The organism is Nonomuraea sp. NPDC026600 (assembly GCF_040638335.1).
Taxonomy (GTDB): Bacteria; Actinomycetota; Actinomycetes; order Streptosporangiales; family Streptosporangiaceae; genus Nonomuraea.
In genome coordinates this window covers 266,077-290,758 of sequence record NZ_JBEZYD010000007.1, presented here as the reverse complement: position 1 = coordinate 290,758, position 24,682 = coordinate 266,077, and the positions used below count along the sequence as shown (strand labels likewise).

At 71.2% G+C, this 24,682-nt stretch carries 31 protein-coding genes; 13 read left to right on the top strand and 18 right to left on the bottom strand.

Annotation, left to right across the window (positions count from 1 at the left end):
• Positions 1-7: 7 nt before the first annotated feature.
• Genes AB0F17_RS19685 through AB0F17_RS19660 form a run of 6 tightly spaced genes read right to left on the bottom strand, consistent with a single transcriptional unit; the run spans position 8 to position 4,929 of the window.
• Positions 8-808 carry a glycerophosphodiester phosphodiesterase family protein gene (locus tag AB0F17_RS19685; RefSeq protein ID WP_358024690.1) on the bottom strand — a complete coding sequence of 267 codons (801 nt, stop codon included), beginning with the start codon at positions 806-808 and terminating at the stop codon, positions 8-10.
• A gap of 36 nt (positions 809-844) precedes the next feature.
• Positions 845-1,384, bottom strand: coding sequence for a TrmH family RNA methyltransferase (locus tag AB0F17_RS19680; RefSeq protein ID WP_358024687.1), 540 nt, complete (start codon positions 1,382-1,384; stop codon positions 845-847).
• Positions 1,381-1,971, bottom strand: a complete 591-nt coding sequence (locus tag AB0F17_RS19675) for a methyltransferase (protein WP_358024683.1) — start codon at positions 1,969-1,971, stop codon at positions 1,381-1,383. Before AB0F17_RS19675 ends, AB0F17_RS19680 begins: the two co-directional genes overlap by 4 nt.
• An 11-nt stretch (positions 1,972-1,982) precedes the next feature.
• A complete protein-coding gene (locus AB0F17_RS19670; RefSeq protein WP_358024962.1) occupies positions 1,983-2,930 on the bottom strand; it encodes a VWA domain-containing protein in 948 nt (315 codons plus the stop codon).
• Positions 2,931-2,984: 54 nt separating this feature from the next.
• The gene (locus AB0F17_RS19665) at positions 2,985-3,920 is read right to left on the bottom strand and encodes a DUF58 domain-containing protein (RefSeq protein WP_358024680.1); all 936 of its coding nucleotides are present in this window, start codon (positions 3,918-3,920) and stop codon (positions 2,985-2,987) included.
• A 7-nt stretch (positions 3,921-3,927) separates the two neighbouring features.
• Positions 3,928-4,929, bottom strand: a complete 1,002-nt coding sequence (locus tag AB0F17_RS19660; RefSeq protein WP_358024677.1) for a MoxR family ATPase — start codon at positions 4,927-4,929, stop codon at positions 3,928-3,930.
• Positions 4,930-4,983: 54 nt separating this feature from the next.
• Here AB0F17_RS19660 and AB0F17_RS19655 point away from each other — a divergent pair, with 54 nt between their 5' ends.
• Entirely contained in the window at positions 4,984-5,745 is a 762-nt protein-coding gene (locus AB0F17_RS19655; RefSeq protein ID WP_358024674.1) for a hypothetical protein, read from the top strand.
• A gap of 55 nt (positions 5,746-5,800) precedes the next feature.
• Positions 5,801-6,655 (top strand): DUF2268 domain-containing putative Zn-dependent protease, encoded by an 855-nt coding sequence (locus tag AB0F17_RS19650; RefSeq protein WP_358024671.1) that lies wholly within the window; start codon positions 5,801-5,803, stop codon positions 6,653-6,655.
• Here the strand turns inward: AB0F17_RS19650 and AB0F17_RS19645 are convergent.
• Both AB0F17_RS19645 and AB0F17_RS19640 read right to left on the bottom strand, forming a co-directional pair.
• The gene (locus AB0F17_RS19645; RefSeq protein WP_358024667.1) at positions 6,644-7,294 is read right to left on the bottom strand and encodes a response regulator transcription factor; all 651 of its coding nucleotides are present in this window, start codon (positions 7,292-7,294) and stop codon (positions 6,644-6,646) included. The two genes, AB0F17_RS19650 and AB0F17_RS19645, sit on opposite strands and share 12 nt — an antisense overlap.
• Positions 7,291-8,496: a histidine kinase gene (locus AB0F17_RS19640; RefSeq protein WP_358024664.1), complete on the bottom strand. Its 1,206-nt coding sequence runs from the start codon at positions 8,494-8,496 to the stop codon at positions 7,291-7,293. The genes AB0F17_RS19645 and AB0F17_RS19640 overlap by 4 nt, the downstream gene beginning before the upstream one ends.
• A gap of 136 nt (positions 8,497-8,632) precedes the next feature.
• Between AB0F17_RS19640 and AB0F17_RS19635 the strand changes: the two genes are divergently transcribed.
• The 3 genes from AB0F17_RS19635 to AB0F17_RS19625 all read left to right on the top strand — a co-directional run bounded on the left by AB0F17_RS19635 (position 8,633) and on the right by AB0F17_RS19625 (position 10,736).
• The gene (locus AB0F17_RS19635) at positions 8,633-9,196 is read left to right on the top strand and encodes an ATP-dependent Clp protease proteolytic subunit (RefSeq protein WP_358024662.1); all 564 of its coding nucleotides are present in this window, start codon (positions 8,633-8,635) and stop codon (positions 9,194-9,196) included.
• Position 9,197: 1 nt separating this feature from the next.
• Positions 9,198-9,815, top strand: coding sequence for an ATP-dependent Clp protease proteolytic subunit (locus tag AB0F17_RS19630; protein ID WP_358024659.1), 618 nt, complete (start codon positions 9,198-9,200; stop codon positions 9,813-9,815).
• A gap of 159 nt (positions 9,816-9,974) precedes the next feature.
• Complete coding sequence (locus tag AB0F17_RS19625; protein WP_358024656.1) at positions 9,975-10,736, top strand: TSUP family transporter; 762 nt, start codon at positions 9,975-9,977, stop codon at positions 10,734-10,736.
• On the opposite strand, the gene AB0F17_RS19620 is transcribed toward AB0F17_RS19625, so the two are convergent.
• Positions 10,733-11,881 carry an MFS transporter gene (locus AB0F17_RS19620; RefSeq protein WP_358024653.1) on the bottom strand — a complete coding sequence of 383 codons (1,149 nt, stop codon included), beginning with the start codon at positions 11,879-11,881 and terminating at the stop codon, positions 10,733-10,735. The two genes, AB0F17_RS19625 and AB0F17_RS19620, sit on opposite strands and share 4 nt — an antisense overlap.
• Positions 11,878-12,639, bottom strand: coding sequence for a DeoR/GlpR family DNA-binding transcription regulator (locus tag AB0F17_RS19615; RefSeq protein WP_358024650.1), 762 nt, complete (start codon positions 12,637-12,639; stop codon positions 11,878-11,880). The genes AB0F17_RS19620 and AB0F17_RS19615 overlap by 4 nt, the downstream gene beginning before the upstream one ends.
• A gap of 43 nt (positions 12,640-12,682) precedes the next feature.
• On the opposite strand from AB0F17_RS19615, the gene AB0F17_RS19610 reads away from it, so the two are divergent.
• Genes AB0F17_RS19610 through AB0F17_RS19600 form a run of 3 tightly spaced genes read left to right on the top strand, consistent with a single transcriptional unit; the run spans position 12,683 to position 14,533 of the window.
• Positions 12,683-13,654 (top strand): YafY family protein, encoded by a 972-nt coding sequence (locus tag AB0F17_RS19610; protein ID WP_358024648.1) that lies wholly within the window; start codon positions 12,683-12,685, stop codon positions 13,652-13,654.
• A gap of 29 nt (positions 13,655-13,683) precedes the next feature.
• Positions 13,684-14,295, top strand: a complete 612-nt coding sequence (locus tag AB0F17_RS19605) for a LysE family translocator (protein WP_358024645.1) — start codon at positions 13,684-13,686, stop codon at positions 14,293-14,295.
• Positions 14,296-14,320: 25 nt separating this feature from the next.
• Entirely contained in the window at positions 14,321-14,533 is a 213-nt protein-coding gene (locus AB0F17_RS19600) for a hypothetical protein (RefSeq protein ID WP_214636418.1), read from the top strand.
• A 35-nt stretch (positions 14,534-14,568) separates the two neighbouring features.
• Here AB0F17_RS19600 and AB0F17_RS19595 read toward each other — a convergent pair whose 3' ends face one another.
• Genes AB0F17_RS19595 through AB0F17_RS19585 form a run of 3 tightly spaced genes read right to left on the bottom strand, consistent with a single transcriptional unit; the run spans position 14,569 to position 15,774 of the window.
• Positions 14,569-15,027: a MarR family transcriptional regulator gene (locus tag AB0F17_RS19595; protein WP_358024641.1), complete on the bottom strand. Its 459-nt coding sequence runs from the start codon at positions 15,025-15,027 to the stop codon at positions 14,569-14,571.
• 19 nt (positions 15,028-15,046) lie between these two features.
• Positions 15,047-15,472, bottom strand: a complete 426-nt coding sequence (locus AB0F17_RS19590; protein ID WP_358024638.1) for an SRPBCC domain-containing protein — start codon at positions 15,470-15,472, stop codon at positions 15,047-15,049.
• Positions 15,469-15,774: a metalloregulator ArsR/SmtB family transcription factor gene (locus AB0F17_RS19585; protein ID WP_358024635.1), complete on the bottom strand. Its 306-nt coding sequence runs from the start codon at positions 15,772-15,774 to the stop codon at positions 15,469-15,471. The genes AB0F17_RS19590 and AB0F17_RS19585 overlap by 4 nt, the downstream gene beginning before the upstream one ends.
• Before the next feature lie 97 nt (positions 15,775-15,871).
• On the opposite strand from AB0F17_RS19585, the gene AB0F17_RS19580 reads away from it, so the two are divergent.
• Positions 15,872-16,210 carry a VOC family protein gene (locus AB0F17_RS19580; protein WP_358024632.1) on the top strand — a complete coding sequence of 113 codons (339 nt, stop codon included), beginning with the start codon at positions 15,872-15,874 and terminating at the stop codon, positions 16,208-16,210.
• Positions 16,211-16,223: 13 nt separating this feature from the next.
• Here the strand turns inward: AB0F17_RS19580 and AB0F17_RS19575 are convergent, their stop codons facing one another.
• Positions 16,224-17,096, bottom strand: a complete 873-nt coding sequence (locus tag AB0F17_RS19575; RefSeq protein WP_358024629.1) for a hypothetical protein — start codon at positions 17,094-17,096, stop codon at positions 16,224-16,226.
• 96 nt (positions 17,097-17,192) lie between these two features.
• Between AB0F17_RS19575 and AB0F17_RS19570 the strand changes: the two genes are divergently transcribed.
• A complete protein-coding gene (locus tag AB0F17_RS19570) occupies positions 17,193-17,717 on the top strand; it encodes a CGNR zinc finger domain-containing protein (RefSeq protein WP_358024627.1) in 525 nt (174 codons plus the stop codon).
• 13 nt (positions 17,718-17,730) lie between these two features.
• Here AB0F17_RS19570 and AB0F17_RS19565 read toward each other — a convergent pair whose 3' ends face one another.
• Positions 17,731-18,309 carry a TetR/AcrR family transcriptional regulator gene (locus tag AB0F17_RS19565; RefSeq protein WP_358024624.1) on the bottom strand — a complete coding sequence of 193 codons (579 nt, stop codon included), beginning with the start codon at positions 18,307-18,309 and terminating at the stop codon, positions 17,731-17,733.
• Positions 18,310-18,326: 17 nt separating this feature from the next.
• Entirely contained in the window at positions 18,327-19,832 is a 1,506-nt protein-coding gene (locus AB0F17_RS19560) for a serine/threonine-protein kinase (RefSeq protein WP_358024621.1), read from the bottom strand.
• Between the two features lie 110 nt (positions 19,833-19,942).
• Between AB0F17_RS19560 and AB0F17_RS19555 the strand changes: the two genes are divergently transcribed.
• Together AB0F17_RS19555 and AB0F17_RS19550 are read left to right on the top strand one after the other, a co-directional pair.
• Positions 19,943-20,539 (top strand): helix-turn-helix domain-containing protein, encoded by a 597-nt coding sequence (locus AB0F17_RS19555; protein WP_358024618.1) that lies wholly within the window; start codon positions 19,943-19,945, stop codon positions 20,537-20,539.
• 40 nt (positions 20,540-20,579) lie between these two features.
• The gene (locus AB0F17_RS19550; RefSeq protein WP_358024615.1) at positions 20,580-22,268 is read left to right on the top strand and encodes an MFS transporter; all 1,689 of its coding nucleotides are present in this window, start codon (positions 20,580-20,582) and stop codon (positions 22,266-22,268) included.
• Here the strand turns inward: AB0F17_RS19550 and AB0F17_RS19545 are convergent.
• A complete protein-coding gene (locus AB0F17_RS19545; RefSeq protein WP_358024612.1) occupies positions 22,179-22,475 on the bottom strand; it encodes a hypothetical protein in 297 nt (98 codons plus the stop codon). The two genes, AB0F17_RS19550 and AB0F17_RS19545, sit on opposite strands and share 90 nt — an antisense overlap.
• Positions 22,476-22,556: 81 nt before the next feature.
• Between AB0F17_RS19545 and AB0F17_RS19540 the strand changes: the two genes are divergently transcribed.
• Entirely contained in the window at positions 22,557-23,171 is a 615-nt protein-coding gene (locus AB0F17_RS19540) for a YigZ family protein (RefSeq protein ID WP_358024610.1), read from the top strand.
• 202 nt (positions 23,172-23,373) lie between these two features.
• On the opposite strand, the gene AB0F17_RS19535 is transcribed toward AB0F17_RS19540, so the two are convergent.
• Positions 23,374-24,618 (bottom strand): isochorismate synthase, encoded by a 1,245-nt coding sequence (locus AB0F17_RS19535; RefSeq protein WP_358024607.1) that lies wholly within the window; start codon positions 24,616-24,618, stop codon positions 23,374-23,376.
• Between the last annotated feature and the right edge of the window lie 64 nt (positions 24,619-24,682).

Here is a 24,682-nt window from a genome sequence, read left to right as displayed (position 1 = left end):
GTCGCTCCTATGCGGCCATGCGGCCGGGATGCCACAGGCCGCGACGCTCCAGCACGTCGCGAAGGCCGGTGACGTTGTCGGTCATGATGCCGTCGACGCCGAGATCGAGCAGGTGTTCCATGCGGACGGGGTCGTTGATCGTCCACACGTGCACCTGCATGCCGATGGCGTGCGCCGTACGGATGAGGCGGTGGGTGGTGACCTTCAGGCCGCGGAAGCCCACCGGCACCTGCGCGCAGGGCACACCCGCGCGGTTCAGCCGGGCCAGCAGCCGGCCGTAGCCGGAGGTGGCCGCGGCGGCGCGCAGCGCGGCGACGCCGCGCGGGCCGAGCGCCGAGCAGACCTCCCCGCCGAGCGCGGCCCTGGCCAGCACCAGGCGCTCGTCGGAGAAGGAGGTCAGGCAGATCCGGTCGTGGGCCGCCGTGCGCCGGACCGCCTCGGCGAGCGGCGCGATCGCGGCGGTCTCCTTCACGTCGATGTTGAAGCGGATCTCCGGCCAGCTGCCGAGCAGGTCCTCCAGCAGCGGGATCTCGTGCACGCCGTCGATGCGCGCCTGCCTGACCGCGCTGTAGGGCAGCTCCGAGATGCGGCCGCGCCGATCGGTGACCCGGTCGAGCGTGTGGTCGTGGAAGGCGAGCAACACTCCGTCGGCGGTGGCGTGCGCGTCGGTCTCCAGGTAGCGATAGCCCAGTCGCACGGCCTGCTCGAAGGCGGCGGCGGAGTTTTCAGCGCCCTCGGCGGCGCCTCCGCGGTGCGCGAAGGCCAGCGGACCCGGATGATCGAGAAACGCGAAGCGACGGCTGAGCACGTCCTGAAGTATGCCTTCCGTGAATGAACAATAAGGTTACGAATCAGCGAGATTCTGCCATTCCTGGCGCCGGGCCTCGGCCAGCGCGATGGCGGCGGCCACCGAGACGTTGAACGAGCCGACCCGCCCGACCTGCGGGATGTAGCAGACCCCGTCGACGGAGTCGAGCAGGGCGGGCGAGCAGCCGTGGTCCTCGCTGCCCACCACCAGGCACACGTCACGGGCCAGGTCGGCCCGGTGCAGGGGCTTGGCCTCACCGGTCAGCTCGATGGCCAGCACGGTGTAGCCGTCCTCGCGGGCGGCCTTCACGGCGTCGACGGCGGGCACCGGCTCGTGCCAGGTGACCAGCCGCTCGGTGCCGAGCGCCGTCTTGCCCGCCTTGGGGTTGGTCGGCGGGGTGGCGTTGCCCGCCAGCCAGATCTGGTCGACGCCGAACGCGGCGGCGCTGCGGAAGATCGAGCCGACGTTGAACGGGCCGGTGACCGACTCAAGGATCAGCGACAGCCGGTTCGAGGTGTTCCTGCGCCAGGTGCGGTTGAGCCGCTTGACGTCGGTGGGGCGCAGCTGCCTTCTCATCGGGTTACCTTCAGGATTCGGTAGGCGGCGCGGGAGGCCGCGCGGGTGGCCTGCCAGCCCTGCTCGCCGAGCCAGCGCTGCAGCGAGTCGGAGCCGAGGTGCTTCTGCACGACCAGGTAGGCGACGCCGTCGGGCGTCAGCCGGGACAGCCAGCGGGTGAGCATCTCGTGCAGGGCGGGCTTGCCAATGCGGATAGCGGGATTAGACCAGATAGCCCGAAATTTCACGTCTTCGGGTACCTCGTCGACATGCAGCGACCTTACTTTGTCAAGGCGGGCGGCCTGCGCGTTGCGCGCGGTGAGCTCCACGCTGCGCCGGTTCACGTCGACGGCCCAGACGGTGGCTTCGGGCGCCCGCGAGGCCAGGGTCAGCGCGATCGGGCCGTAGCCGCAGCCCAGGTCGAGCAGGTCGCCCTCCTGCGGCGGCGGCGGAACGCTCTCCAGCAACACGCGGGTGCCGAGATCGACCCGCTCAGGGGAGAACACCCCCCGGTCGGTCTCCAGCCGCAGGTGCAGGTCGGGCAGCACCAGGTCGACGGAGCCCGGCCTGCTCGCGGTCCGCGGCTGCTCGGAGAAGTAGTGGGCCACGTGGCAAAACGTTACGGGATCCGGGCACCGAACAGGACCGCGGCACCCGCCACCAGCAGCCCGGCCACGATGGCGGCCACGATGAACCACTGGGTGACCTCCTGGTTCACCAGCTTGAAGCCGAGCGAGGTGCCGATCTGCTCGTAGACGTCACGCAGCTCGCTGCCCGACTCCGCCGTGTAGGCCCGGCCGCTGGTGCCGTCGGACAGCGACTGCAGGGTCTGCTTGTTGACCGGCACGTTCACCGGCCGGCCGTCGATGGAGACCGTGCCCTCCTGCGTGCCGTACGCGATCGTGGAGACCGGCACGCGCGCCTGCTGGGCGGCGTCGATGGCCTCGTTGACGCCTCTGCCCGAGGTGTTGTCGCCGTCGGACAGCAGCACGATCGCGGCCGGCGGCGGGTCGGTGGCGGCCTGCTGGTCGAAGGAGCGTACGGAGTCGAGCGAGTTGAAGACCGCCTCGCCGATCGCGGTGCCCGGCCGGGTGGTCAGGTTGCCGATCGCGGTCACGACGGCCTGGTGGTCGGTGGTGGGAGCGATGACCACGTTGGCCGAGCGGGCGAAGGAGACCACACCGACGTTGAACCGGTCGGGCAGCTCCCTGGCGAACGCCTGGGCGGCGGCCTTGGCGGCGCTGATCCTGTTGGGCTGGACGTCGTCGGCGTCCATCGACAGCGACACGTCCAGCGCGATCATGATGGTGGCGCGGTCGCGCGGCACCTTCACCTGGTCGGCCGGTTTGGCCGCGCCGATGACCAGGAACGACATCATGACGAGGAACAGCAGCGGCGCCACGTGCCGCCGCCAGCCGGGGCCCGCGGGCGCGACCAGGTCGAGCAGCGCGAGGTTGGTGAAGCGCACGGTATAGCGGCGCCTGGCGAACTGCGCCGCCACATAGCCGACCACGACCAGCGCCACCACCGCGAACAACCACAACCACGCCGGCGACAGAAAGGTCACCATGCCTCCTTCATCGGCATAGCACCATTGTCGCCCTGTTCGATGGCTGCCTGACTACGCACGTGCCCTCCGATGGGCGAGGTGGGCCATGCGCCGCTGGCGCAGGACGAACTGCGCCACGTCGAACACCCAGTCCCTGTCGGTCCGCAGCACCAGGTGCGCCACTCCGGCGCGGCGCAGCGCGGCCTTGGTGCCTTCGCGTTGCAGCGCGGCCGCTTCGGCGTAGTTTCGGCGTATTTTGGGGGAAAGGTGCACTTCGCGTACGTGCCCGCTCTCGGGGTCGGCGAACGCGACCCGGCCCACATCGGGCAGTTCGAGTTCGCGTGGGTCGATGATCTCCACCGCCAGCACCTGGTGGCGGGCCGACAGCCGCCTGATCGGCCGCTCCCACGGCCGCTCGGCGTCGGGGTCGAGTTCGGGCCGGGCGTCGAGGAAGTCCGACACGATCAGCCGCATGCCGCGCCGCCTGCGGGTGGCGGTCAGCACGTCGATGCCCTCCGCCAAATCGGGCGCGTCGGGTACAGCCTGCCCGCGCGGCGCGTCCATCAGCGAGTGCAGCAGCCCGTACAGCGCGGGCCGCCCGGTGCGCGCCGGCATCCGGTGCACGAACTCGTCGTGCAGCACCAGCGCCCCGAACCGGTCGCCCATCCGGCTGGACAGGAACCCGATCGCGCCCACCGCGGCCACCACCAGGTCGCGCTTGTCGGTGTCGGCGGTGCCGAAGTCCATGCTGGGCGACAGGTCGGCCAGCGCCCACGTCTCCAGCTCCCGGTCCGCGATCAGGTCGCGGACGTGCGGCACGGTCGTGCGGGCGGTGACCGCCCAGTCCATCCGCCGCACGTCGTCCTCGCCGGGCACGTAGAGGCGGCTGTCGCCGGCCTCGCTGCCAGTCCCCGGCAGCAGCCCCAGATGGGCGCCGTGCAGCAGTCCGTCCAGCCGCCGGGTCACCGTCAGTTCCAGGCGCCGCAGCGCCTGCTCGGCTGTGTTCACCGGCCGCTCATCGATTCTGGTTCCACACGACGAGGGGCGGCGGTACGGCGTGCAGGATCTGCCTGACGACCTGTTCGGGATCGACGCCGTCGGCCAGCGCGTCGAAGGTGAGCATCAGCCGGTGCGACATCACGTCGACGGCCACGTCGCGTACGTCGTCGGGCAGCAGGTAGTCGCGGCCGCGCAGCAGGGCCAGGGCGCGCCCGGCGGCGACCAGGCCGAGCGTGGCGCGCGGGCTGACGCCGATCTCGATGGTGTCGGCCAGCTCGCCGAGCCCGTACTCGGCGGGCGAGCGGGTGGACATGACCAGCCGTACGACATAGTCGGCGACGAGCTGGTGGACCGAGACCTGCTCGGCCGCCTCCTGCAGCGCCATCAGCCGGTCGGGGTCCAGCACGCGGCCGGGCGTCGGCGGGGTGACGCTCATGCGGTGCAGGATCTCCAGTTCCTCGTGCGCGCTGGGGTGCGGGACCCGCACGCGGAACAGGAACCGGTCGCGCTGCACCTCGGGCAGCGGATAGACGCCTTCGGACTCGATCGGGTTCTGGGTGGCCAGCACGATGAACGGCCTGGGCAGCGGGTGCGTGATCCCGGCCAGGGTGACCTGGCGTTCGGCCATCACCTCCAGCAGCGCCGACTGGACCTTGGCGGGGGCGCGGTTGATCTCGTCGGCGAGCAGGAAGTTGACGAACACCGGACCCAGTTCGACGTCGAACTTCTCATTGGACGGATGGAAGACGCGGGTGCCGACGATGTCGCTCGGCACCAGGTCGGGCGTGAACTGGATCCGGGCGAACGTGCCGCCCACCACGGTGGCCAAGGTGGCGGCGGCGAGGGTCTTGGCGACGCCCGGCACTCCTTCCAGCAGGCAGTGACCGCGGGCCAGCAGGGCGACGATCAACCTCTCGACCATGTGATCCTGGCCGACGATGACCCGCCGGACCTCGTCAATGGTCTGACGCAGCACAGCGGCATCGGTTTCGTCTGGCACATCTTCGGCGACGCTCATGACGCCATTCCACCAAACGTCCCGCAAACGTGCACGGTGCCGGTCTGTGCTTTCATGGCAAACGTGGCCAGTCCGCTGCAGTACGGAGATCCGCCCCGGCTGGGGCCGTTCGTGGTGCAGGCCCGCCTGCACTCCGCGCCGGCCGGTTTCGTCTACCTCGGTCAGGGACCGGACGGGCGCGCCGTCTCGCTGGGCCTCCTGACCCGCGGCGCCGCCTTCGACGCCGCCGCCCGCGAACGGTTCGTGACCGCGGTGCGCGAGGCCGCGCCCGCGCGCGGCTGGCTCGGCCGGGCCTCCAGGACGCGCGCCGCCGTGCTGGACGGCGTGCCGGAGGTGCTGTCGATGGAGACCGGCACGGCGCCCTGGGTGGCCGTGCCGTACGTGCCGGGCCGGCCGGGGGCCGAGTGGTTCCTGGAGCCGGTGATGGTCGGCGGCACGTTCATCGGGCAGGCGCACGGCCCGGACTTCGTGCCGTACTGGCTGACCGACCGCGCGCCCGCCCTGCCGGGCGCGCCGATCGGGCGCCGGCCGCTCACCGAGACGCGCCGGCGGGTGCTGCTGGCCGCCATGGCACTGGCCGTGCTGTTGCTGCTCGGTACGGTGATCGCGCTGCTGCTGATCATGGGCAGGGAGGACGAGGAGCCGCTGCCCAGGCCACTGCCGCCGACGAACTTCCAGCCGACCGCGCCCCCGACGCCGGCCACGCCGGAGCCGCAGCAGCCGTCGCCCAGCCAGACGCCGTCGCCGAGCAGGAGCGGGCAGGTCACGCCGGGGCCGTCGCCGGGTGAGGACTCGGGAGATGGCTCGCCGCTCTGATTTCGCGGTTTTCGGCTTGAGTCTCACGTCGCGTGAGGTTCTAGCGTCCGTGGACATGGAGTTCATCGTTCACGACACGCTCACGTCCATGGCCGAGCTGCTGGAGCAGCCGCTGGAGCGGCGTCCCGGCCTGCTGCGCGAGCTGCTCGCGCCCATCCGCCCGGCCATTCCGATGCCGGGCGACATCGTCGACATCCATCACCAGGGGCCCGGCTTCCGGGTGGACGCCGAGGACCCGCGTTACCTGCCCGCGATCCGCGCCATGATCGAGGCGGACGTGCTGGGGCAGGTCGAGCGGGAGCTGCACCGGGCCGCCGACCGGCTGGCCGGTCTCAAGCTGCCCGGCTCGCTGCAGGTGGTGTTCGTGCTGGGAAATCCCGACGACGAGCACCTGATGAAGGTCACGGGCGGCTACTACGGGATGGGAGGTTCGCCCGGTCTGCTGTACCTGCTCGGCTGGCCGACGGAGGAGACGATCGGCAGGATCGCGCACTGCGCCGTCCACGAGTTCCACCACCAGGCGCGGTACGCCAACGTGCCCTGGCGTCCCTTTGTGGGGGAGCATGTGGTCTCCGAGGGGCTGGCGGAGGCGTTCGTACGGGAGCTGTCGGGGGCCGAGGCCATGGGGCCGTGGTCGTCGATGGTCACCGGCGCGGAACTGGACCGGGCCCACGCGAAGATCATGGCCGACTTCGATCTGGAGGGCATGCACCTCACGTCCGCGTACGTGCTGGGGGACACCACCGTGGCGCGGTATGGGCAGGAGCCTCGCGGCATTCCCGACATGGCGGGATATGCGGTGGGGTTGCGGCTGGTGGACGAGCACCTGGCCGCCACCGGCATGACGGTCGCCGAGAGCACGACGTTGCCGGTGTCGCAGATCGTACGGCGGGGTGTATCAGCGAGGTGAGACGAAGCCCGACTCGTAGGCGGCGATCACGGCCTGGGTGCGGTCCCGCGCGCCCAGCTTGGTCAGCACGTTGCCGACGTGCGTCTTGACGGTCTCCTGGCTGACGACCAGTTCGGTGGCGATCTCGCCGTTGGACAGCCCCCTGGTCATCAGCCGCAGCACGTCGCCCTCGCGGCCCGTCAGCCGGCCGATGCCGGGCATCTCTGACGGCCGGGCGCCGGGCGACCTGCGCCCGGCCAGTGTCCGGATCGCCGCTGGGAACAGCAGCGACTCCCCGGCCGCCACCAGTTTGATCGCGTGGACCAGCTCGTCGGGCCTGGTCCGCTTGAGCAGGAACCCGCTGGCGCCCGCCCGCAGCGCCTCATAGACGTGGTCGTCGTTCTCGAACGTGGTGACCACCAGCACCTTGGGCGGCTCGTCCATGGCCACCAGCCGCCGGGTGGCCTGGATGCCGTCCACGGCGGGCATGCGTACGTCCATCAGCACCACATCGGGCCGCTCCCGGCGCACCACGGGCACCACCTCGGCGCCGTCGGTGGCCTCACCGACCACGCTCAGCCCGGGCTCGGCGTCGATGATGACGCGCAGACCGGCCCGGATGAGGCCCTCGTCGTCGGCGATCACGACCTTTAGCGTCATGAGCCCGACCGTAGCGGCAGGCGTACCCATACGCGCCAGCCGCCCTCCACCGGGCCCGCCTCCAGATCGCCGCGGAGGAGCCGAACACGCTCTCGCATGCCCGTCACCCCCCGGCCACCCGCCCGGTCGCCCGGCTGTGTGTCGTTCGCGCCGGTCTCGTTGGTGATCTCCAGTCTCAGGTCGTCCTCCCGCACGGCGACGGCCAGCCGTACCGGCCCCTGACCGTGTTTGAGCGCGTTGGTCAGCGCCTCCTGCACGATCCGGTAGGCCTCCCTGGAGACCACGGCGGGCACAACGGTCAGGTCGCCCACCTGGCGCCGCACCTCGGCGCCGGAGGCGGCGGCCAGGTCGCCGAGATCGGCCAGCGTCGCCTGCGGCGGGCCGGCCTCAGGGGAGGGGTCGCCGTCGCGCAGGACGCCGAGGACGTGGTCGAGGTCGTCGAGGGCGGCGCGGGCCGACTGCTCGATGGCCGCCAGAGCGGTCCTGGCCGTCTCCGGATCGCGGTCGAGCACCCGCCCGGCCGCGGCGGCCTGCAGGGTGACGACGCTCAGCGCGTGGCCGACGGAGTCGTGCAGCTCGCGGGCCAGCCGGTTGCGCTCGGCCAGCGTACGGGCCTGACGCTCGGCCGCGGCCAGCCGTTCGCCGGGGGTGGGGCCGAGCAGCACGGGGGCGAGCCGGGCCAGCAGCGCGCCCGCGCCGGCCGCGAACAGCACCACCGCCCCCAGCACGGCCAGCCCGATCGGCGGCCAGCGCAGCGCCGCCCAGCCCGGCTCGACCACGATCCCCAGCATGGGCTCGGGCCCGCCGACGAACGGCACCGCGAAGGTGAAGACCGTGAACGGAATCCCGGCCAGCGTGCACCCGCTCACCAGGCCGCCGACGCCCAGGTGAAGGGTGTACCAGGCGGCTGTGCGCCACCGTTCCTGCCACGACCGGCGCGCCTGTCTGGGCGGCGTCTCCACGTGCGCGCCGAGCAACCCCTGGGCGGCGCTCACCTCCAGCGCCCGCACCGGCAGGAACAGCCCGGTCACCGCCACCACCGGCAGCACCGCCACGAACACCCCGAGCTGGATGGGCAGCAGGAAATTGGCCGACTGGCCCTGGAGCAGGCCCGCTGTCAGAACCCCGGTCATCATGTACGGCATCAGCAGCGCGCCGCCGAGGATCAGGCACGCCCATCGCCGGGGCAGGTTCCATCTCACATTCGTGATTGTATGTCGACGGTTATTCGCTCACGGTGGAATGCGCCTTTAGAGAAATGCGCCCCCAGCGAAAAGGAGCTGGAATTCGCGCGGCCCGGGTCTAGCGTCTTGAATAGCTCGAGAGAAAGGCGATTCCATGACGGAGACCCTGCGTACCGGCTGGCCTGACCAGCTCGGCCAGCGCTTGCTGAAGGAGCGCATACTTGTTCTCGGCCAGGAGGTCGACGACGAGATATGCAATCGGCTGTGCGGTGAGCTGCTTTTGCTGGCGGCCGAGGATCCGCACCGGGATATTACGCTTTACATAAATTCGCCCGGCGGGTCGGTGACCGCGGGGATGGCTCTGTACGACATGATGCAGTTCGTCCCGTGCGACGTGGCGACGGTGGCCATGGGCTTCGCCGCCTCCATGGGGCAACTGCTGCTGTGCGCGGGCACCCCCGGCAAGCGCTACGCGCTGCCCAACGCGCGGATCGTCATGCACCAGCCGCTCGGCGGCATCGGCGGCTCGGCCAGCGACATCCAGATCCAGGCGGAGAATCTGCTCTACACCAAGCGCAGGCTGGCCGAGATCACCGCCCAGCACACCGGCCGGCCGCTGGAGCAGATCCAGGCCGACTCCGACCGCGACCGCTGGTTCACCGCGCAGGAGGCGCTCGACTACGGATTCGTCGACCACCTGGCCGAGGGGATGAACTGACATGAGCGGACGTTACGTGCTGCCCTCGTTCACCGAGCGCACCTCTTATGGCATGAAGGAGATGAGCCCGTACAACAAGCTGTTCGAGGACCGGGTCATCTTCCTGGGCACGCCGATCGACGACACGAGCGCCAACGACGTTATGGCGCAGCTTCTGACGCTGGAGTCGCTCGACCCCGACCAGGACATCAACATGTACATCAATTCGCCGGGCGGCTCGTTCACCTCGATGACGGCGATCTACGACACGATGCAGTACGTCCGGCCGGAGATCCACACCGTCTGCATCGGCGAGGCGTCCTCGGCCGCCGCGGTCCTGCTGGCGGCGGGCACGCCGGGCAAGCGCGCCGCCCTGCCGCACGCCCGCGTCCTGCTGCACCAGCCCGCGACCGAGGGCGGCCGGGGCCAGTCGAGCGACATGGAGATCCACGCCAGGGAGATCCTGCGGATGCGCGACCAGCAGGAGTTCATGCTGGCCAGGCACACGGGCAAGACGGAGCTGGAGATCAGGAAGGACATCGAGCGGGACCGGATCTTCACGGCCGAGCAGGCGCGCTCCTACAACCTGATCGACGACATCTACGCCTCCAGAAAGCGCACACTGACCGCCGCCCGCTAGCGCCGGGCGGCGACGAAGACCTGCGGGGGCGGCCGCGCCATGAGGTCGGCCGCTCCCGGCAGGCCGGCGTGTTGGTGGTAAGGGGCATACCGCCTGTTTGGTTGTGATGGTGCGACATATACGCTCTTGGCGGTTCTCGGGGGAAATCGGGGGAGTGGCGTGCCGCTGGAGCATGTGGTGCTGGTGTTGGCGGCTGCCCTCTGTGCGGGCTGGGTCGACGCCGTCGTGGGTGGGGGCGGACTGGTGCAGTTACCCGCGGTGATGGTGACGGGCATTCCGCCCGTGCAGGCGATGGCCACCAACAAGCTCTCCTCCGTCTTCGGCACCGCCTCGGCCGCCGTGACCTACACGCGTACCACCAAGGTGGACCGGGCGGTCGCGCTGCCCGGCGTGGGACTGGCCGTGGTCAGCGCCGGGCTGGGGGCCGTGGCCGCGGCGGCGATCTCGGCCGAGGTGCTGCGCCCGGCCGTGATGGCGGTGCTGGTGGGCGTGGCCGCGTTCGTGACGCTGCGCCCGGCGCTGGGCTCGGTGCCGCAACCCCATCTGCGGACGAACGGCCGGGTCGTCGCGGCCGTGACGATCGCGGGCGTGGGCGTCGCCTTCTACGACGGCATCATGGGCCCGGGGACGGGCACGTTCCTGATCATCGCGTTCACCACGATCCTCGGGCTCGACTTCGTGTCCGCCTCCGCCTCGGCGAAGATCATCAATACCGGCACCAATCTGGGCGCGCTGTTCGTGTTCGCCTGGCAGGGGCACGTGCTGTGGGGGCTGGGCCTGGGGATGGCCGTCTGCAACGTGGCGGGCGCGCAGGTGGGCGTCCGCATGGCGCTCAAGCGCGGCACGGGCTTCGTCCGCGTCGTGCTGCTGTGCGTGGTGGTGGCCATGGTGATCAGGCTGGGCTGGCAGCAGTTCGGCTAGGTGCCGACAGGCTCGGCCGTACGGGGGCGCAGCGCGGTGGCGGCCAGCGCCACGAAGGCGGCCAGCAGCGCCGGTACGCCCAGCGCCCGCGGCAGCCCGGACAGCTCCGCGAGCCCCCCGATGAGCACGGGCCCGGACAGGAACCCCAGATAGCCGATGCTCGCCACCCGCGCGAGGGCCCGCCCCGCGAACGCCGGATCACGGTGCCCGGCGGCGGAGAACACCTGCGGCACGATGCACGACAACCCCGCCCCGAAGCACCCGAACCCGGCCACGCCCGCAACCGGATGCCCGACCGTCAGCGCCAGTCCCAGCCCGGCGGTGGCCAGCAGCCCGCACCCGCGCACCAGCGCCACCGGCCCGAAGCGGACCGCCAGCCGGTCCCCGGCCAGGCGCCCGGCCGTCATCATGATGGAGAACGCGGCATAGCCCGCCGCCGCGAACCCCGCGGACGCGGCCAGGTCCTCTCGCAGGTAGACCGAGCTCCAGTCGGCCGCCGCCCCCTCACCCACCAGGCAGCAGAAGGCCAGCACGCCGAGGAAGAGGACCCCCTTGGGCAGCCCCGGCCGTACCCCGTCCTCCGAGGTCACCGGCGCGGGCCGGGAGCGCAGCGCCCAGGACGCCGCCCACGCGGCCAGCAGCGCGACCACCACGCCCACTGACAGGAACGTGGCGGCGGGGGAGAGCGCCAGATGCGCGAACAGCCCTCCGGCGGCCGCGCCCGCGAACCCGCCGATGCTGAACACCGCGTGGAACGACGACATGATCGGCCGCCCCCACGCCCGCTCCACCTCCACCGCGTTGGCGTTCATCGAGACGTCCAGCACCCCGTGGACCACGCCGAACCCGAACAGCGCGGCGGCCAGCGCGCCCAGGTTCACGGCGTAGGCGGGCAGGACGAGCACCACCCCCTGCAGCAGCGCGGCGGGGATCATGACGCGGCTGCTGCCGTAGCGGTCGACCAGGCGGCCGACCGCCTGCATGCCCACCACCGCCCCGGCGGCGATGGCCAGCAGCGCCAGGCTCAGCCGCCCGTCGCTCAGCCCGAGGTCCTGCTTGATGGCCGGTATCCGGGCCGTCCAGGTGCCGATGGCGGCCCCGGCGAGGAAGAACAGCAGGTAGACGGCGACCCGGGCGCGGTTCACCGGGCTTCCTGGACGAGACGGACGGTGACCCCGGCGGCGAGCAGGGCGTCGTGCTGTTCGCGCGGGATGCCGGCGTCGGTCACCACCACGTCGAGCCGCGAGATCGGGCAGACCGCGCCGAACGCCGTCCTGGCGAACTTGCCCGAGTCGCACGCCACGATCACCCGCCTGGCCGCGGCGATGGCGGCCTGCTTGACGGCCACCTCCGGCAGGTCGTGGGCGGTCAGCCCGTGCTCGGCCGAAAGGCCGCAGCAGCCGATCACCGCCGTGTCGAAGCGCAGGGCCTTGATGGAGGTCTCGGTCAGGGGGCCCATGAAGTTCAGCTCACCTTGGCGTACCTCTCCGCCGGGAAGCACCAGCCGTACGCGCGGCGCCGCGGTCAGCAGCGACACCGACTGGAGCGCCAGCGGGAGCACGGTCACCCGGCGGTCCAGCAGCGCGCGCGCCACCTCCAGCGCGGTCGTGCCGCCGTCGAGCAGCACCGCCTCGCCGTCGGCGATCAGCCCGGCCACCTCGGCGCCGATCCGCTGCTTGGCGTCGACCGCCTCGTGCTCCCGCACGCCGAACGGCGGCTCCTCGCCGCGCAGCAGCAGCGACAGCGCGCCGCCCCGGACCCTGCGCACCACCCCCTGCTGGGCCAGTTCGTCCAGGTCGCGGCGGATGGTCATCTCCGACACGCCGTGCTCGGCGGCCAGCTCGGCGACCGAGACGCTGTCGTGGGTGCGAAGGGTGTTCATGATGGCCAGCAAACGTTCCATGTGTTCATACAAACATGACTCATGTGCGCAATACAATGGGGGCATGCGCGCCAGCCGTCTGCTCTCCCTTCTGCTGCTCCTTCAGGCGCGCGGCCGGATGACCGCCACCGACCTGGCCGCGGAGCTGGAGGTGTCGGTCAGGACCGTCTATCGCGACGTCGAGGCGCTGTCGGCCGCCGGGGTCCCGGTCTACGCCGACCGCGGCCCGGCGGGCGGCTACCAGTTGCTCGACGGCTACCGCACCCGGCTGACCGGGCTGACGGCCGAGGAGGCGTCGTCGCTGTTCCTGGCCGGGCTGCCGGGGCCCGCGGCCGAGCTGGGGCTGTCCGAGGTGGTGGCGAGCGCGGAGCTGAAGCTGCTGGCCGCGCTGCCGCCCGAGCCGCGCTCGCACGCCTCGCGGATGCGCGAGCGCTTCCTGATGGACGTGCCCGGCTGGTACCGCGACGCCGACGACGTGCCGCACCTCAGCGAGGTGGCCGAGGGGGTGTGGACGCAGCGGCGGCTGCGGATGACCTACCGGCGCTGGGGCAAGCAGGAGGTCGAGCGGGTGGTGAACCCGTACGGGCTCGTGCTCAAAGGCGGCTCGTGGTACATGGTCGCCGCCCCCGCCGGAGCGACGCCGCGTACGTACCGGGTCGCGCGCATCCTGGCGCTGGAGACCCTGCCGGGCGGCTTCGACCGGCCCGAGGGCTTCGACCTCGGCGGCTTCTGGCGCGACTATTCACGCGAGTTCCGCGAGCGCATGTACACCGCCGAGGCCGTCATCAAGATCGCCCCCGGCACGGACAGCCTGCTCGCCTACACGATGGGCAACGACGTCGTCGCGGCCGCGCTGGCCGAGGGTGTCGAGCCCGACGCCGAGGGCTGGCGCACGCTCACCGTTCCGATCGAGTCGATCACGCACGCCCGGTGGCTGCTGCTTCGGCTCGGGGCGAGCGTCGAGGTGCTGGGACCGCCCGAGCTGCGCGCGCTGATGGCCGAGGCCGTCGCGGAGCTCGGAAAAATCTACGGCTAAATCCGGGCGATTCTGCCACGATGCCCCGCATGTATCTCATCGCATTCATTGGCGCGTGCATCCTGGTGGCGATGGTTCCCGGGGTCAGCACCGCGATCATCCTCAGACAGACGCTGCGGGCCGGGCGCGGCTCCGGCCTGGCCGCCACCCTGGGCAACGAGACCGGCATCCTGATGTGGGGGCTGGCCGCCGCGTTCGGCCTGTCGGCGCTGGTGCTGGCCTCGCAGGTGGCCTACGACGTGATGCGCGTCACGGGCGCGGTCCTGCTGGTCGTGATGGGGGCGCAGTCGCTCTGGCAGGCGCGCAAGGGTTCGCCGCCGGTCGAGGGGGTCGCGGTCAGTGGCCGGCGCAGGTCGTACCTGGCCGGGTTCGGGACCTGCCTGGCCAACCCGAAGGCGGCGGTGTTCGCGATGTCGTTCCTGCCGCAGTTCGTACCGCGGGGGCAGGATGTCCCGCTCACCCTCGTCACGCTCGCCGTCGTCTGGGTGCTCGTGGACCTGCTCTGGTACGGCCTGCTCATCTGGACCGTCGCCAAGGCCAAGGCGTTCCTCGGCCGCCCGGTCGTCAGGCGGCGGCTGGAGCAGATCTCCGGTGTCGTCCTCATCGGGCTCGGCCTGAGGCTCGTCCTGGACTCGCGATGAGCGGCCGCTGGACTACGTTGGGGGGATGACGAACGACCTGGCGACCCTGATGCGGCAGGCGCAGGACGAGGATCCGCTGCGAGCCCTGCAGGCGACCACCGCGTTGCGGCACGAGCTCGAACGCATGGAGGCGGTCCAGGTACGCCGGGCCAGAGTGGCCGGGCTGCCGTGGGCGCAGATCGCTCATGCGATCGGGGTGAGCAAACAGGCCGTGCACAAGAAGTACGGCCGGGGCTAGCCTGCGGCGAGCGCTCGGGTGCCGGAGCTCGGTCGTCAGCGCTCGCGCCACTCGGCGAGCAGCCGGGGCAGCCCTCGCTCCACGAACGCGAAGTAGTCGCGCATCCTGGCCAGGTTCGCGCCGGCGGTGGTGTCGTCGCCGCCGACCGCCTCGACCGCGGCCGACGCCTCGTCGGTGATCTGCCGGAAGATCGGCATCTTGGCCAGCGTGAGCTCATACCAGGCGTCGTCGGGCAGGCGGTAGACGTCACGGCGGGAGCCGGGCACCGGCTCCCGTACCACCAGGTGCATCTGCGTGAGCAGGCGCACCGCGCCGGAGATGGCGGCCGGACTGACGCCGAGCCGCTCGCCGAGCTCGGCGGCGGTCAGCGTCCGCTCCTCGGCCGCCATCATCGTGAACAGCACGCGCGCGGCCATGGGCGGCAGCCCCCAGTCGGAGAAGATCCGCGCCATCCGCTCGACCGCGTGGCGCACGGCCTCCTCGTCACGAGTCACAGGCGGGATTCTACGGGCTTCACAAACGCGCGAAACTCTCGGCGAACCATCTCAGCGCGATCTGCCAGGAATAGCCCCGGCGGATGCGCCCGGCCACGTCCGGCGGGAGCGTGTCGAGGCCGCGGTGCTCCAGCAGCACCTCGGTGCCGCCGTCGACCGCCGAGAACGCCACCTCGATCTCCATCTCGCCCTGGTCGTTGATCAGGTCGGCCCAGACCAGGCGCCGTGGCGGCTCCCAGACGAGGATCCGGCCGGTGTCGACGTGACCGCCATCGGACCACAGCTCGCGCAGGTAGCCACCCTCGAACCGGATGCCGACCGCGCGTGACGGGTCGACCCAGCTGTGGGGGCCGCGTACGTACCAGCCGTCGATCTCGTCGGTGAAGACCCGGAACGCGGTGGCCTGATCGACGGGGACGATGACGGCGGCCTGGACGGAGTTCATGGGGCAGTGCGTTCCACGTGGTCCTTGAACGAGCCGAGCTGCTCGGCCCAGAACGCCTGCACCTGGTCGAGCCACGCCTGAAGGGCGGTGAACGGCTCCTGGCGCAGCGTGTAGAGGCGCAGCCGGGCATCCTCGCCGCCCGCCTCCGCCTGGACCAGCCCGCCGGCCCGCAGCACTCGCAGATGCCTGCTCAGTGCGGGCGCGCTCATCTGGACGGCCTGCGCCAGCTCCCCGGCGGGGCGTGGGCCGGCGCGCAGCAGGTCGATCACCTTGCGCCGGGTGGGGTCGGCGAGGGCGGCCAACGTGGCATCCAGATCGTTGCTGTTCGCGTTAATTATTGCTCGCTTTCGTTATATGGTGATACTTAACGATAGCGGCAAATATTACGGAGGTCTGCACGTGGCTGTAGAGCTGGGTTACTACACGCTGTCCGTCGAGGACCTGGATCGGGCCGCCGCCTTCTACGGTGCGCTGTTCGGGTGGGAGTTCCGGCGCGAGCACGAAACGTACCTGCACGTGACGAACACCGCGGTGCCGATGGGCCTCACCGCCACCGGCCCCTCGTCGCAGCCGAACATGTACTACAGCGTCGGCGACGTCGACGTCGTGATCAAGCGGGTGCACGAACTCGGCGGCACGACGGGGGAGATCATCGAGAGCAAGTCGGGGCGAGGCTGCGCCTGCACCGACGACCAGGGCACGGAGATCAGCATCTGGCAGCCCGCACGCGGCTTCTGAGTGGTCCGGTCGGTCAGTCGGGCGCCTTCACCGTGGCGATACCGAGCGTGCTGGTCATCGGGAGGATTCCCGCCTCGAAGACGGCGCCCAGGACCGGCTGGATGAGCTGGGCCAGCCGGTCGGCGCGCTGCTCGCCGAACTGCCGCCACGGCTCGGCGGCCAGGACGTCGGTCATCCGCTCGACCTGGTCGCGCAGCTCCCGGCCCGCGTCGGTGGCCTGGCCGGCGGCGTCGACCAGGCCGCGCCCGGCCAGCCGATCCTGCGCGGCGGCCCAATCGTCCTCGCTCCAGCCGCGCCCGGCGAAGTTGGCCGCCGGGGCGGCGCCGATCGCGGCGAAGGAGACCAGCGACTCGCACGGGTCCAGCTCCGCCGCCTGGAGCGCCACCAGGTGGCCGTCGCCGCGGTGCTCGCGCAGCAGGGTGGCGGCGTGCCAGAGCACCAGGTGCGGCTCGTCCGGCCAGGGCAGGTCCAGGTTGGCGGCGGCGAGCGGCCGTCCGGCCACCGTCACGCTCTCGGCCGCCTGCCTGGCCAGCTCCGCGGCCTCGGCGATCTGTCCTGCCTTGTCACCGAGCAGCGCCCGATAGGTGCGGTCAACGGCCCGGTGGCGAGCCTCCAGTACCTGCTCAGGGGTGGCGGTGTCCCAGACGGCCGGAACGTGTTCGGCGATCGTCTGAGGGCTGAAGCTGTAGTAGGTGGCGAAGGCCAGGTTCGTGCCCGCGTGGCCCAGCGGCGCGGTGCGGTAGGCGAAGTAGCTCGGCCAGCGCGACTCCACGTCATAGCCGATCGCCGCGGCTTCCTCGAAGGCCTGGGGGGAGAAGTACAGCGCCGCGTGGATCGGCTCCAACTGGTGCCACATGCGGCGGGCGACTCTGCCATCGATGGACATGCCAATTCCTCACTGTCTAGGTAAGCTATGACAGTGACGATAGACTCCTGGCGCATCACTGGTCAATCCCAAATAGACAGTTATGTTGGCCGGTGGGTGGAGCTCGCCGTCCTCCTGGTGAACGAACTGGCCGTGGGTGAGGTGCGCGGGCGCGACCTCGCGCCGCCGGCCGACGGGGCTTCGCGCCGCGCCGCCGTGCTCGGCGCCACGGCCCGCCTCGACCGGCCGCCCGCCGGATCCCTGATCGCCGCCGACGCCGACCGCCTGGCGGAGGTGGCCGCCGAGCTGCGGCCCGTGTTCGGCGGCGGCCCCGATTCCGTCGTTTCGCTCAACGCGCTGCTGGTGCGGCACGCGGCCGTCGCCAACCTGCACGGGGAGCCGCCCATCCTGACCTTCCACCAGCCGGACGCCTCGCTGGTCGACGCCTGGGCCGCCGACGCCGGCACCGCGCTGGCCATGGTGATCGGGGTGGGGCAGGGGGTTCGGCTCCGGTCGTGCGAGGCGGACGGGTGCGCGCTGGTCTTCTTCGACATGACGCGGAACACCTCGCGGCGCTTCTGCGGGCTGTCGTGCCAGAACCGCGCCAAGGCCAGCGCGTACCGTGCCCGGCGGCGGGCCTGAGCTCGGCGGTGCTCTATCGGCGGCCGAGGGCGAGGGGCAGCACGATGTGGTCCACGAGCCGCCGGGCCAGCTCGTGGTCGACGGGCTCACCGCTGACCAGTGCCCGGAAGAACAGCACCGCCGGGCCCACCTGCCACAGCAGGTCGGTGTCGGCGCTGCGCGACAGCTCGCCCCTGGCCCAGGCCCGCTCGAACACCTCCAGCGTCAACCGGCGGCGGCCGGCGATGTAGTTCTGCTGCACCGCGCGGGCCAGGTCGGCGTTGTGCAGGATCTCGCCGACCAGCCCGGCGACGACGTCACCCAGCCGGGCCAGCTCGCCCACCAGCGACTCCATCAGCGCGAGCAGATCGCTCCGCAACTCACCCGTGTCGGGGACGACCGGCTGGTCGGAGACGGCATTGACGAACGCCGCCACCACCAGCTCCGCCTTGGACGGCCAGCGCCGGTAGACGGTGTGCTTGCCCGCCTTCGCGCGTGCGGCGACCGCGTCGATGGTCAGCCGGTCGTAGCCGGTTTCGCGCAGCACATCGAGCACGACGCCGAGTAACTCGGCCTCGCGCGCCGGCCCGCCCCGTAAGGGCGTAACGGACATGACTCCCAGAGTAGGCGTCAGCGCTGCCAGACTGTCAGGTCCATGGTGATGTAGTCACTGGCCCCTCCGGATACCTTCGTCACCTTGACGAGACCGATCGTGTTCTCGGCGAAGACGCACACCAGTCGGCCCTTGGCCTGGTCGACGGCGTAGTACCCCAGGTACTTGGTGTTGTCGACGCACGCCTTGTAAGTGCCGGTCTGTCCGGTTTCGAGCACGGCCATCTTCTCCGCCTCGAGGCCGACGGCGCTGTAGCTGACGTCATCGTCGTTGCCCTCCCTCGGGTGGGTGGGGTCGTCGGTGAAGTTGACCGAGTAGTAGATGGTCACATCGATGCCCTTGTACGTGCCGAGCAGCGTGCCCGCCTTCGCCCCGGCCACCGAGCCCTCGGTCGCCGTGCCTGCGGGGCTCGGCGTGGTCTGCGCGGTCTCGGTCTCGGGGGAGGCATCGGTGGTGGGCCTGCTCGCGGGCGCCTGTTCGGTGACCGTGACGGTCGCGGCGGGCTTGGCGATCGGGGTGCCGACGGCGGGGCCCTGGTCGAGCAGCACGGCTGTGGCCGCGCCCGCGATCAGCGCGGCGCCCGCGGCGGCGCCCGCCACGACACCCAACCCGAACGTCCTGCGTGAGCGGGCCGGGGGAGGAGAGGGCGGGGCCGCGTAGCCGGGCAGGGAGTGCGTGAGCTCCGGTGGCAGCCACTCCGGCCCCGTCTGCCCGTACCGTTCGAGCTCGGTCACCAGGGCGCGGGGCGTCGGCCGGTGCGCCGGATCCTTGGCCAGGCAGCGGGCGATCACCTCGCGCAACTCCGGCGGGCAGCCGTCGAGCTGAGGCTCGTCATGCACCACCCGGTAGAGCACCGCCGGGTCAGGGCCCTCTCCGAACGGTGTGCGGCCGGTCGCCGCGAACAGCGCCAGACCGCCGAGCGCGAACATGTCGACCGGCGGCGCGGCCGGGTGCCCGAGCGCCTGCTCGGGAGCCATGAACAGCGGCGTGCCGATGCGGATGCCGGTGCCGGTCAGCGGGGTCGCGTCGACGGCCTTGGCGATGCCGAAGTCGATGACGCGGGGGCCGTCGGGGGACAGCAGCACGTTCGACGGTTTGAGATCGCGGTGGACCACCTGGACGGCATGGATGGCCTGGAGCGCCTCGGCCACCCCGCAGACCATGGTCAGCACCGTGCGGGGAGGGAGCGGGCCGTGCCGGCCGACGGCCTTGTCGAGTGAGGGCCCGGGCACGTAGGCGGTGGCCAGCCAGGGCGTCTGGGACCGGGGATCGGCGTCGACGACGGGCGCGGTGTAGAGACTCTGCACCCGCTCGACCGCGGCGACCTCCTGCTGGAAGCGCCGCCGGAACTCCGGATCCCCGGTGAACTCGGCGCGGATCACCTTGATGGCCAGGCGCCTGCCGCTCTGGGTGCGGGCGAGGTAGACCTGCCCCATTCCGCCCGCTCCCAGCCGCGCCACCAGGCGGTAGCCGCCGATCTCGGGAGGGTCCTCAGGGGCGAGTGGTGTGAAGGGGGGATTCACCACCGCACTTTACCATGGTAGTAAATCTACAATGTAAAGGAGCGCGGATTGCCAACACATCTTCGCGAAGAACTCTTTGCGAAGATATGTTGGCAATCTATGGTGAGGGCATGACGTCAGTCGTAGTCCTCGATGCCAAGGGCCTGCGCGCCCTCGCCCACCCGGTGCGGGTGGAGCTCGTCCAACTGCTGCGTAAGTACGGCCCCTCGACGGCCACCCGCCTGGCCGAGCGCCTCAGCGTCAACTCCGGTACGGCCAGCTACCACCTGCGCAGGCTGGCGGCGGCGGGCTTCGTCGAGGAGGACACCGAACGCGGAAACGCCCGCGAGCGGTGGTGGCGTTCTGTGCACCAGGTGACCCGGCTGGCCGACAGCGAACTGGCCAGGCAGGAGCCCGAGGCCGTGCTGACATACCTGCGGTCTGTGGCGGCCGCGCACAGCCTGCTGACACAGCGCGCGCTGAACGAACTGCAGACCATGCCCCGGCCCTGGTACGACGAGCTGGACATCAGCCACTGGGCGCTGCGCCTCACCCTGGAGGAGGCCGGACGGCTGCACGAAGAGCTGCGGGCCGTGGTCGACCGCTACCGGCGCGACGGCCCCGAGGACGCGTCCGCCGAGGGCGCCGAGCGGGTGTCGCTGGTCATGCACCTGCTGCCGGAACCGGACGCATCGGAGCCGGACGTATCCGAATCGGACCTGCCATGACCGGCCGTCCTGTGACCGGCGTCCTGTGATCGGCCGTCCTGTGACCGGGCGGTCCTTACGCCCGCTGGCCGGGGTGCTGGCGGCCTTGGCCATGTCATTGACCGGCACTCGGGTGTCGGCCATCGCGTTGCCGTGGTTCGTGCTCGTCACGACCGGCAGCGCCACCATGACCGGGCTCGTGGCCTTCTGCGAGATGGCGCCGTATGTCCTGGTCAAGCTCTTCCTGGGGCCGCTGGCCGACCACCTGGGGCCGCGCCGGGTCTCGTGGGCCTCCGATGTGGTGAGCGCCGCCGGAGCCGGGGCCGTGGCTCTGCTGCACGCTCTCGGTCTGCTGGCCTTCCCGGTGTTGCTCGGGCTGGTGGCGCTGATCGGCGCGGCTCGTGGGCCCGGGGACCTGGCCAAGGAGATCATGGTGCCGGAGGCGGCCGAGCGCGGCCGGATCCCACTGGAGCGGGCCGCAGCGCTGTCGGGCGTGACGGAACGGCTGGCCGCCACCGTGGGTCCGGCGATGGGCGGGGCGCTGGTGGCACTGGCCGGCCCACTGGCGGGCCTGGCGGCCAGCGGGGCCTGCTTCGCGCTCGGCTCCGCCGTCATCGTGTGGGCACTGCCACGCGCCCGTACACCAGACGCGGGTCGCCCGGCCCCTGCCCGGGCGTCAACCGAGGGCCCACTTGCCGCCCAGACGTCACCCAAAACCGTTCAGGCGTCGGCCAAAGGCGCGGTCACCGTTCAGGCGTCACCCCAAGGCGCGGTCCCCGTTCAGGCGTCGGCCGAGGGTGTGGTCCCTCTCCAGACGGCGGACCATGGCCCGGGTCGCGATTCAGCGGGTGGTGCGGGGGAGCGGGCCGGCTACTGGCGGCGTTTCGCCGAGGGGATCGGGTTTCTGCGTGGCGAGCCGATACTGCTGGCCCTCGCCCTCATGGTCGCCGTGACGAACCTGCTGGACGCGGCGTTCGCCCAGGTGCTGGTGCCGGTGTGGGCCAGGGAGTCCGGCCACGGCCCGGCCGTGATCGGGCTGAACAGCAGCGTGATGGGGCTGGCGGCGGTCGGCGGGAGCCTGGTGGCCGCCGCGGTGGCGCATCGGATGCGGCGGCGGGTGGTGTTCTTCGTGGCCTTTCTGCTGGCGGGCCCGCCGCGGTTCCTGGTCCTGGCGATGGACGCGCCGGTGTGGGTGATCGTGATCGTGTTCGCGATGAGCGGGCTCAGCGGAGGGCTCATCAACCCGATTCTGGGCGCGATCTTCTTCGAGCGGGTGCCGCGACGGCTGCTCGGCCGGGTCAACGCGCTGACGGACTCGCTGGCGTGGGCCGGGATTCCGGTGGGCGGTCTCATCGCCGGTGCGGCGGTGGCCGCCGCCGGGTTGTCGCCGGTGCTGGTCGCATGCGGGGCGACCTACTTCCTCACCATCGGGCTGACCGGGTTGCGCAGGGAATGGCGGGAAATGGACCGGTCGCGTGGCGGGGGATCGCCTGCGGTGTCGGCGTCAGTGGACCGGTCGCGTGGCGAGGAATCGCCTGCAGTGTCGGCGTCAATGGATCGGTCGCGTGGCGAGGGCCCGCCTGCGGCGTCGGCGTCAATGGACCAGCCGGGCCGTGTGGAACCACCACCGCTGCGAGCACGGCCGCGAGGGGCGGATCGCTCAGGTGGTGCTGCGGGCGGGCAGCATGGCGGCGATCTCGCCGGCCAGGGTCGGATCGGCCGCGAACGCCTCGAGGATGGCCAGCCGTAACGCCAGATCGTCGCCGGAGTGGGCCGCCACCTGCTCGATCGCCCTCCTGGAGCCGGCGTCACCCCGCCCGAAGATCCGCTGCAGGATGCGGGTCCCGCGGGCGACGTTCGACCCGGCCGCGAGCTCGTTGGTCTTGGCGAGTACGGCACCGCCATAGGCGCCGATCGCCTCAGTGACATAGGGCATGACGTCGTCCGCGATGTCCACGGATACCTCCATGGGGACCTGCCGGGGGATGAAGGCGATGCTAGCCCCGAGAGCTTGTCCGGCGAGCACTAATCTGTGGACGTGTCCTCCTACCTCACCCTCAGCGCCGCCATCGAGCACGAGACGGAGGCCCGCCGCTCCCGCTTCGTCTGCGCGGTCGCCCAGGCGAGGACACCCGCGGAAGCCTCGGCCTTCATCGCCGAACGCCGCCACCTGCACCCGAACGCCTCCCACAACTGCACGGCCTACGTCATCGGCGACGACCGCAAGGGCGACGACGACGGCGAACCAGGCGGCACAGCAGGCACGCCGATGCTCCAGGCGCTCACGGGAAGAGGCTTCAACGACGTGGTAGCGGTGGTGACCCGCTACTTCGGCGGCATCCTCCTGGGCGCCGGCGGCCTGGTGCGCGCCTACAGCTCAGCGGTAACGGAAACCCTGGACCAAGCTGAACCAACCAGGATGATCCCGGCAACCCTCATCGAAGTAACAGTCGCCCACGACCAGGCAGGCCGCATAGAGAACGACCTGAGGGCATCAAAACACCCGATAAAGGACGTGTCCTATGGCAGCAAGGTCGTCTTCACGGTAGCGGTGTCAGACGACGAGACGGCGACCTTCACAGACTGGCTGGCAACCCTCACGGCAGGCAGAGCCCAGGTGACTCCGGGCAACAGAATCCACGTGGAAGGCTAAGAACACGGCCGTAACGGCGCCCGACCCCGTGCGGGCTCAGCGACCGTGTCCCTGGAGGCCCTCAGCCACGTACGGCGACTGGGCCCTCCCGTGCTGTGCCGTAAACACAAAAAGGTTTCTCAAGCGCATGCGGCCGTGTCCCTGGAGGCCCTCAGCCATGTACGGCGACTGGGCCCTCCCGTGCTTGCCGTAACGTAAAAAATCATCCCTCCAGCGCATACTGCATGACGCGAAACTTCGCTTGCGCCTCGGCGAGTTCGGAGGCCGGGTCGGAGTCGCCCATGATGCCGCCGCCCGCGAACAGCCGGGCCCGGCGGCCGCGGACGATCCCCGACCGCAGCGCGATCCCCCACTCGCCGTCCCCGTGAGCGTCGATCCACCCGACGGGCCCCGCGTACCCCGCGCGATCCATCCCCTCCAGCTCCCGGATCACCTTGATGGCGGTGTCGGTGGGCGTGCCGCCCACCGCCGCGGTCGGGTGCATGGCGGCGACCACGTCGAGCACCGACGCGCCGTCTGCCAGGCGACCCGTGACGTGACTGGCCAGATGCTGGACGTTGGGCAGCGTGAGCAGTTCGGGCTCGTCGGGGGTCTGCAGCGACGAGCACAGCGGGGCGAGCGTCTCGCGTACGGACGCGATGGCGCACTCGTGCTCGTGCCGGTCCTTGGCCGAGGCGAGCAGCGCGGCGCCGCGCGCCAGGTCGTCGGCCGGGCCGCTGCCGCGCGGCGTGGTGCCGGCCAGGACGAGCGACTCGATCTCCTGGCCGGTGCGCCGGATGAGCAGCTCGGGGGTGGCGCCGACGAGGCCGGCGACGGAGAAGGTGTAGCACTCGGGATAGCGGTGCGCCAGGCGGCTGAGCAGCAGGCGTACGTCGATGGGATGCTCGGCCGTGGCGAGCAGGTCCCGGGCCAGGACGACCTTCTCCAGCTCGCCGTCGCGGATGCGCCGCGCGGCCTGGGCCACGACGTGCTCCCATTCGGGGGCGGACAGGCTGCCGTCGCCGTAGCTGATGCGGCCCGGATCGCGGATCGGGGTGAGGGGTTCGAGGCGCGCGTCGCCGATGGTGGTGAGCCAGGCGTGGCCGTTGCGCCGGGCGAGTACGGCCTGCGGGACGACGAGGACGGAGCCGGCGGCGTTCTCGTCGAAGGTGAAGGAGCCGAAGGCGACGGGCCCGACCCCGGGCGTGCCGGCGGGCCCGTCGAGGTAGGTGTCCATGCGGGCGTCGCCGAAGAGTTCGCCGAGCCACCGCCGGGCCCAGGCGAACCGGCCGGGACCTGCGGGAACATTCACACGAGCGGCCTCACCCCAGCCGACGAGTCCTTCGCCGTGCCTGATCCAGGCATAAGGGGCGGGGGTCCGGGGCAGGGAGGCCAGCAAGTTACCGGGGTCACCTATGGGGGTGGTGCGAACCGGTAGCGGGCGGGTGGTTCCGAGCGCGACACTCACCCAAGACACTCTATGCGGGAACTGAACACGTTCGACTGGGACCCCCGTGAATGACCGGTTACGG

Coding starts and splice junctions, on each gene's coding strand:
- AB0F17_RS19605 (WP_358024645.1), top strand. CDS start 13,684: ATGTATCTCATCGCATTCATTGGCGCGTGCATCCTGGTGGCGATGGTT.
- AB0F17_RS19680 (WP_358024687.1), bottom strand. CDS start 1,384: ATGAGAAGGCAGCTGCGCCCCACCGACGTCAAGCGGCTCAACCGCACC.
- AB0F17_RS19565 (WP_358024624.1), bottom strand. CDS start 18,309: ATGTCCGTTACGCCCTTACGGGGCGGGCCGGCGCGCGAGGCCGAGTTA.
- AB0F17_RS19590 (WP_358024638.1), bottom strand. CDS start 15,472: ATGAACTCCGTCCAGGCCGCCGTCATCGTCCCCGTCGATCAGGCCACC.
- AB0F17_RS19630 (WP_358024659.1), top strand. CDS start 9,198: ATGAGCGGACGTTACGTGCTGCCCTCGTTCACCGAGCGCACCTCTTAT.
- AB0F17_RS19610 (WP_358024648.1), top strand. CDS start 12,683: ATGCGCGCCAGCCGTCTGCTCTCCCTTCTGCTGCTCCTTCAGGCGCGC.
- AB0F17_RS19650 (WP_358024671.1), top strand. CDS start 5,801: ATGGAGTTCATCGTTCACGACACGCTCACGTCCATGGCCGAGCTGCTG.
- AB0F17_RS19655 (WP_358024674.1), top strand. CDS start 4,984: ATGGCAAACGTGGCCAGTCCGCTGCAGTACGGAGATCCGCCCCGGCTG.
- AB0F17_RS19635 (WP_358024662.1), top strand. CDS start 8,633: ATGACGGAGACCCTGCGTACCGGCTGGCCTGACCAGCTCGGCCAGCGC.
- AB0F17_RS19600 (WP_214636418.1), top strand. CDS start 14,321: ATGACGAACGACCTGGCGACCCTGATGCGGCAGGCGCAGGACGAGGAT.
- AB0F17_RS19645 (WP_358024667.1), bottom strand. CDS start 7,294: ATGACGCTAAAGGTCGTGATCGCCGACGACGAGGGCCTCATCCGGGCC.
- AB0F17_RS19615 (WP_358024650.1), bottom strand. CDS start 12,639: ATGGAACGTTTGCTGGCCATCATGAACACCCTTCGCACCCACGACAGC.
- AB0F17_RS19555 (WP_358024618.1), top strand. CDS start 19,943: ATGACGTCAGTCGTAGTCCTCGATGCCAAGGGCCTGCGCGCCCTCGCC.
- AB0F17_RS19575 (WP_358024629.1), bottom strand. CDS start 17,096: ATGTCCATCGATGGCAGAGTCGCCCGCCGCATGTGGCACCAGTTGGAG.
- AB0F17_RS19660 (WP_358024677.1), bottom strand. CDS start 4,929: ATGAGCGTCGCCGAAGATGTGCCAGACGAAACCGATGCCGCTGTGCTG.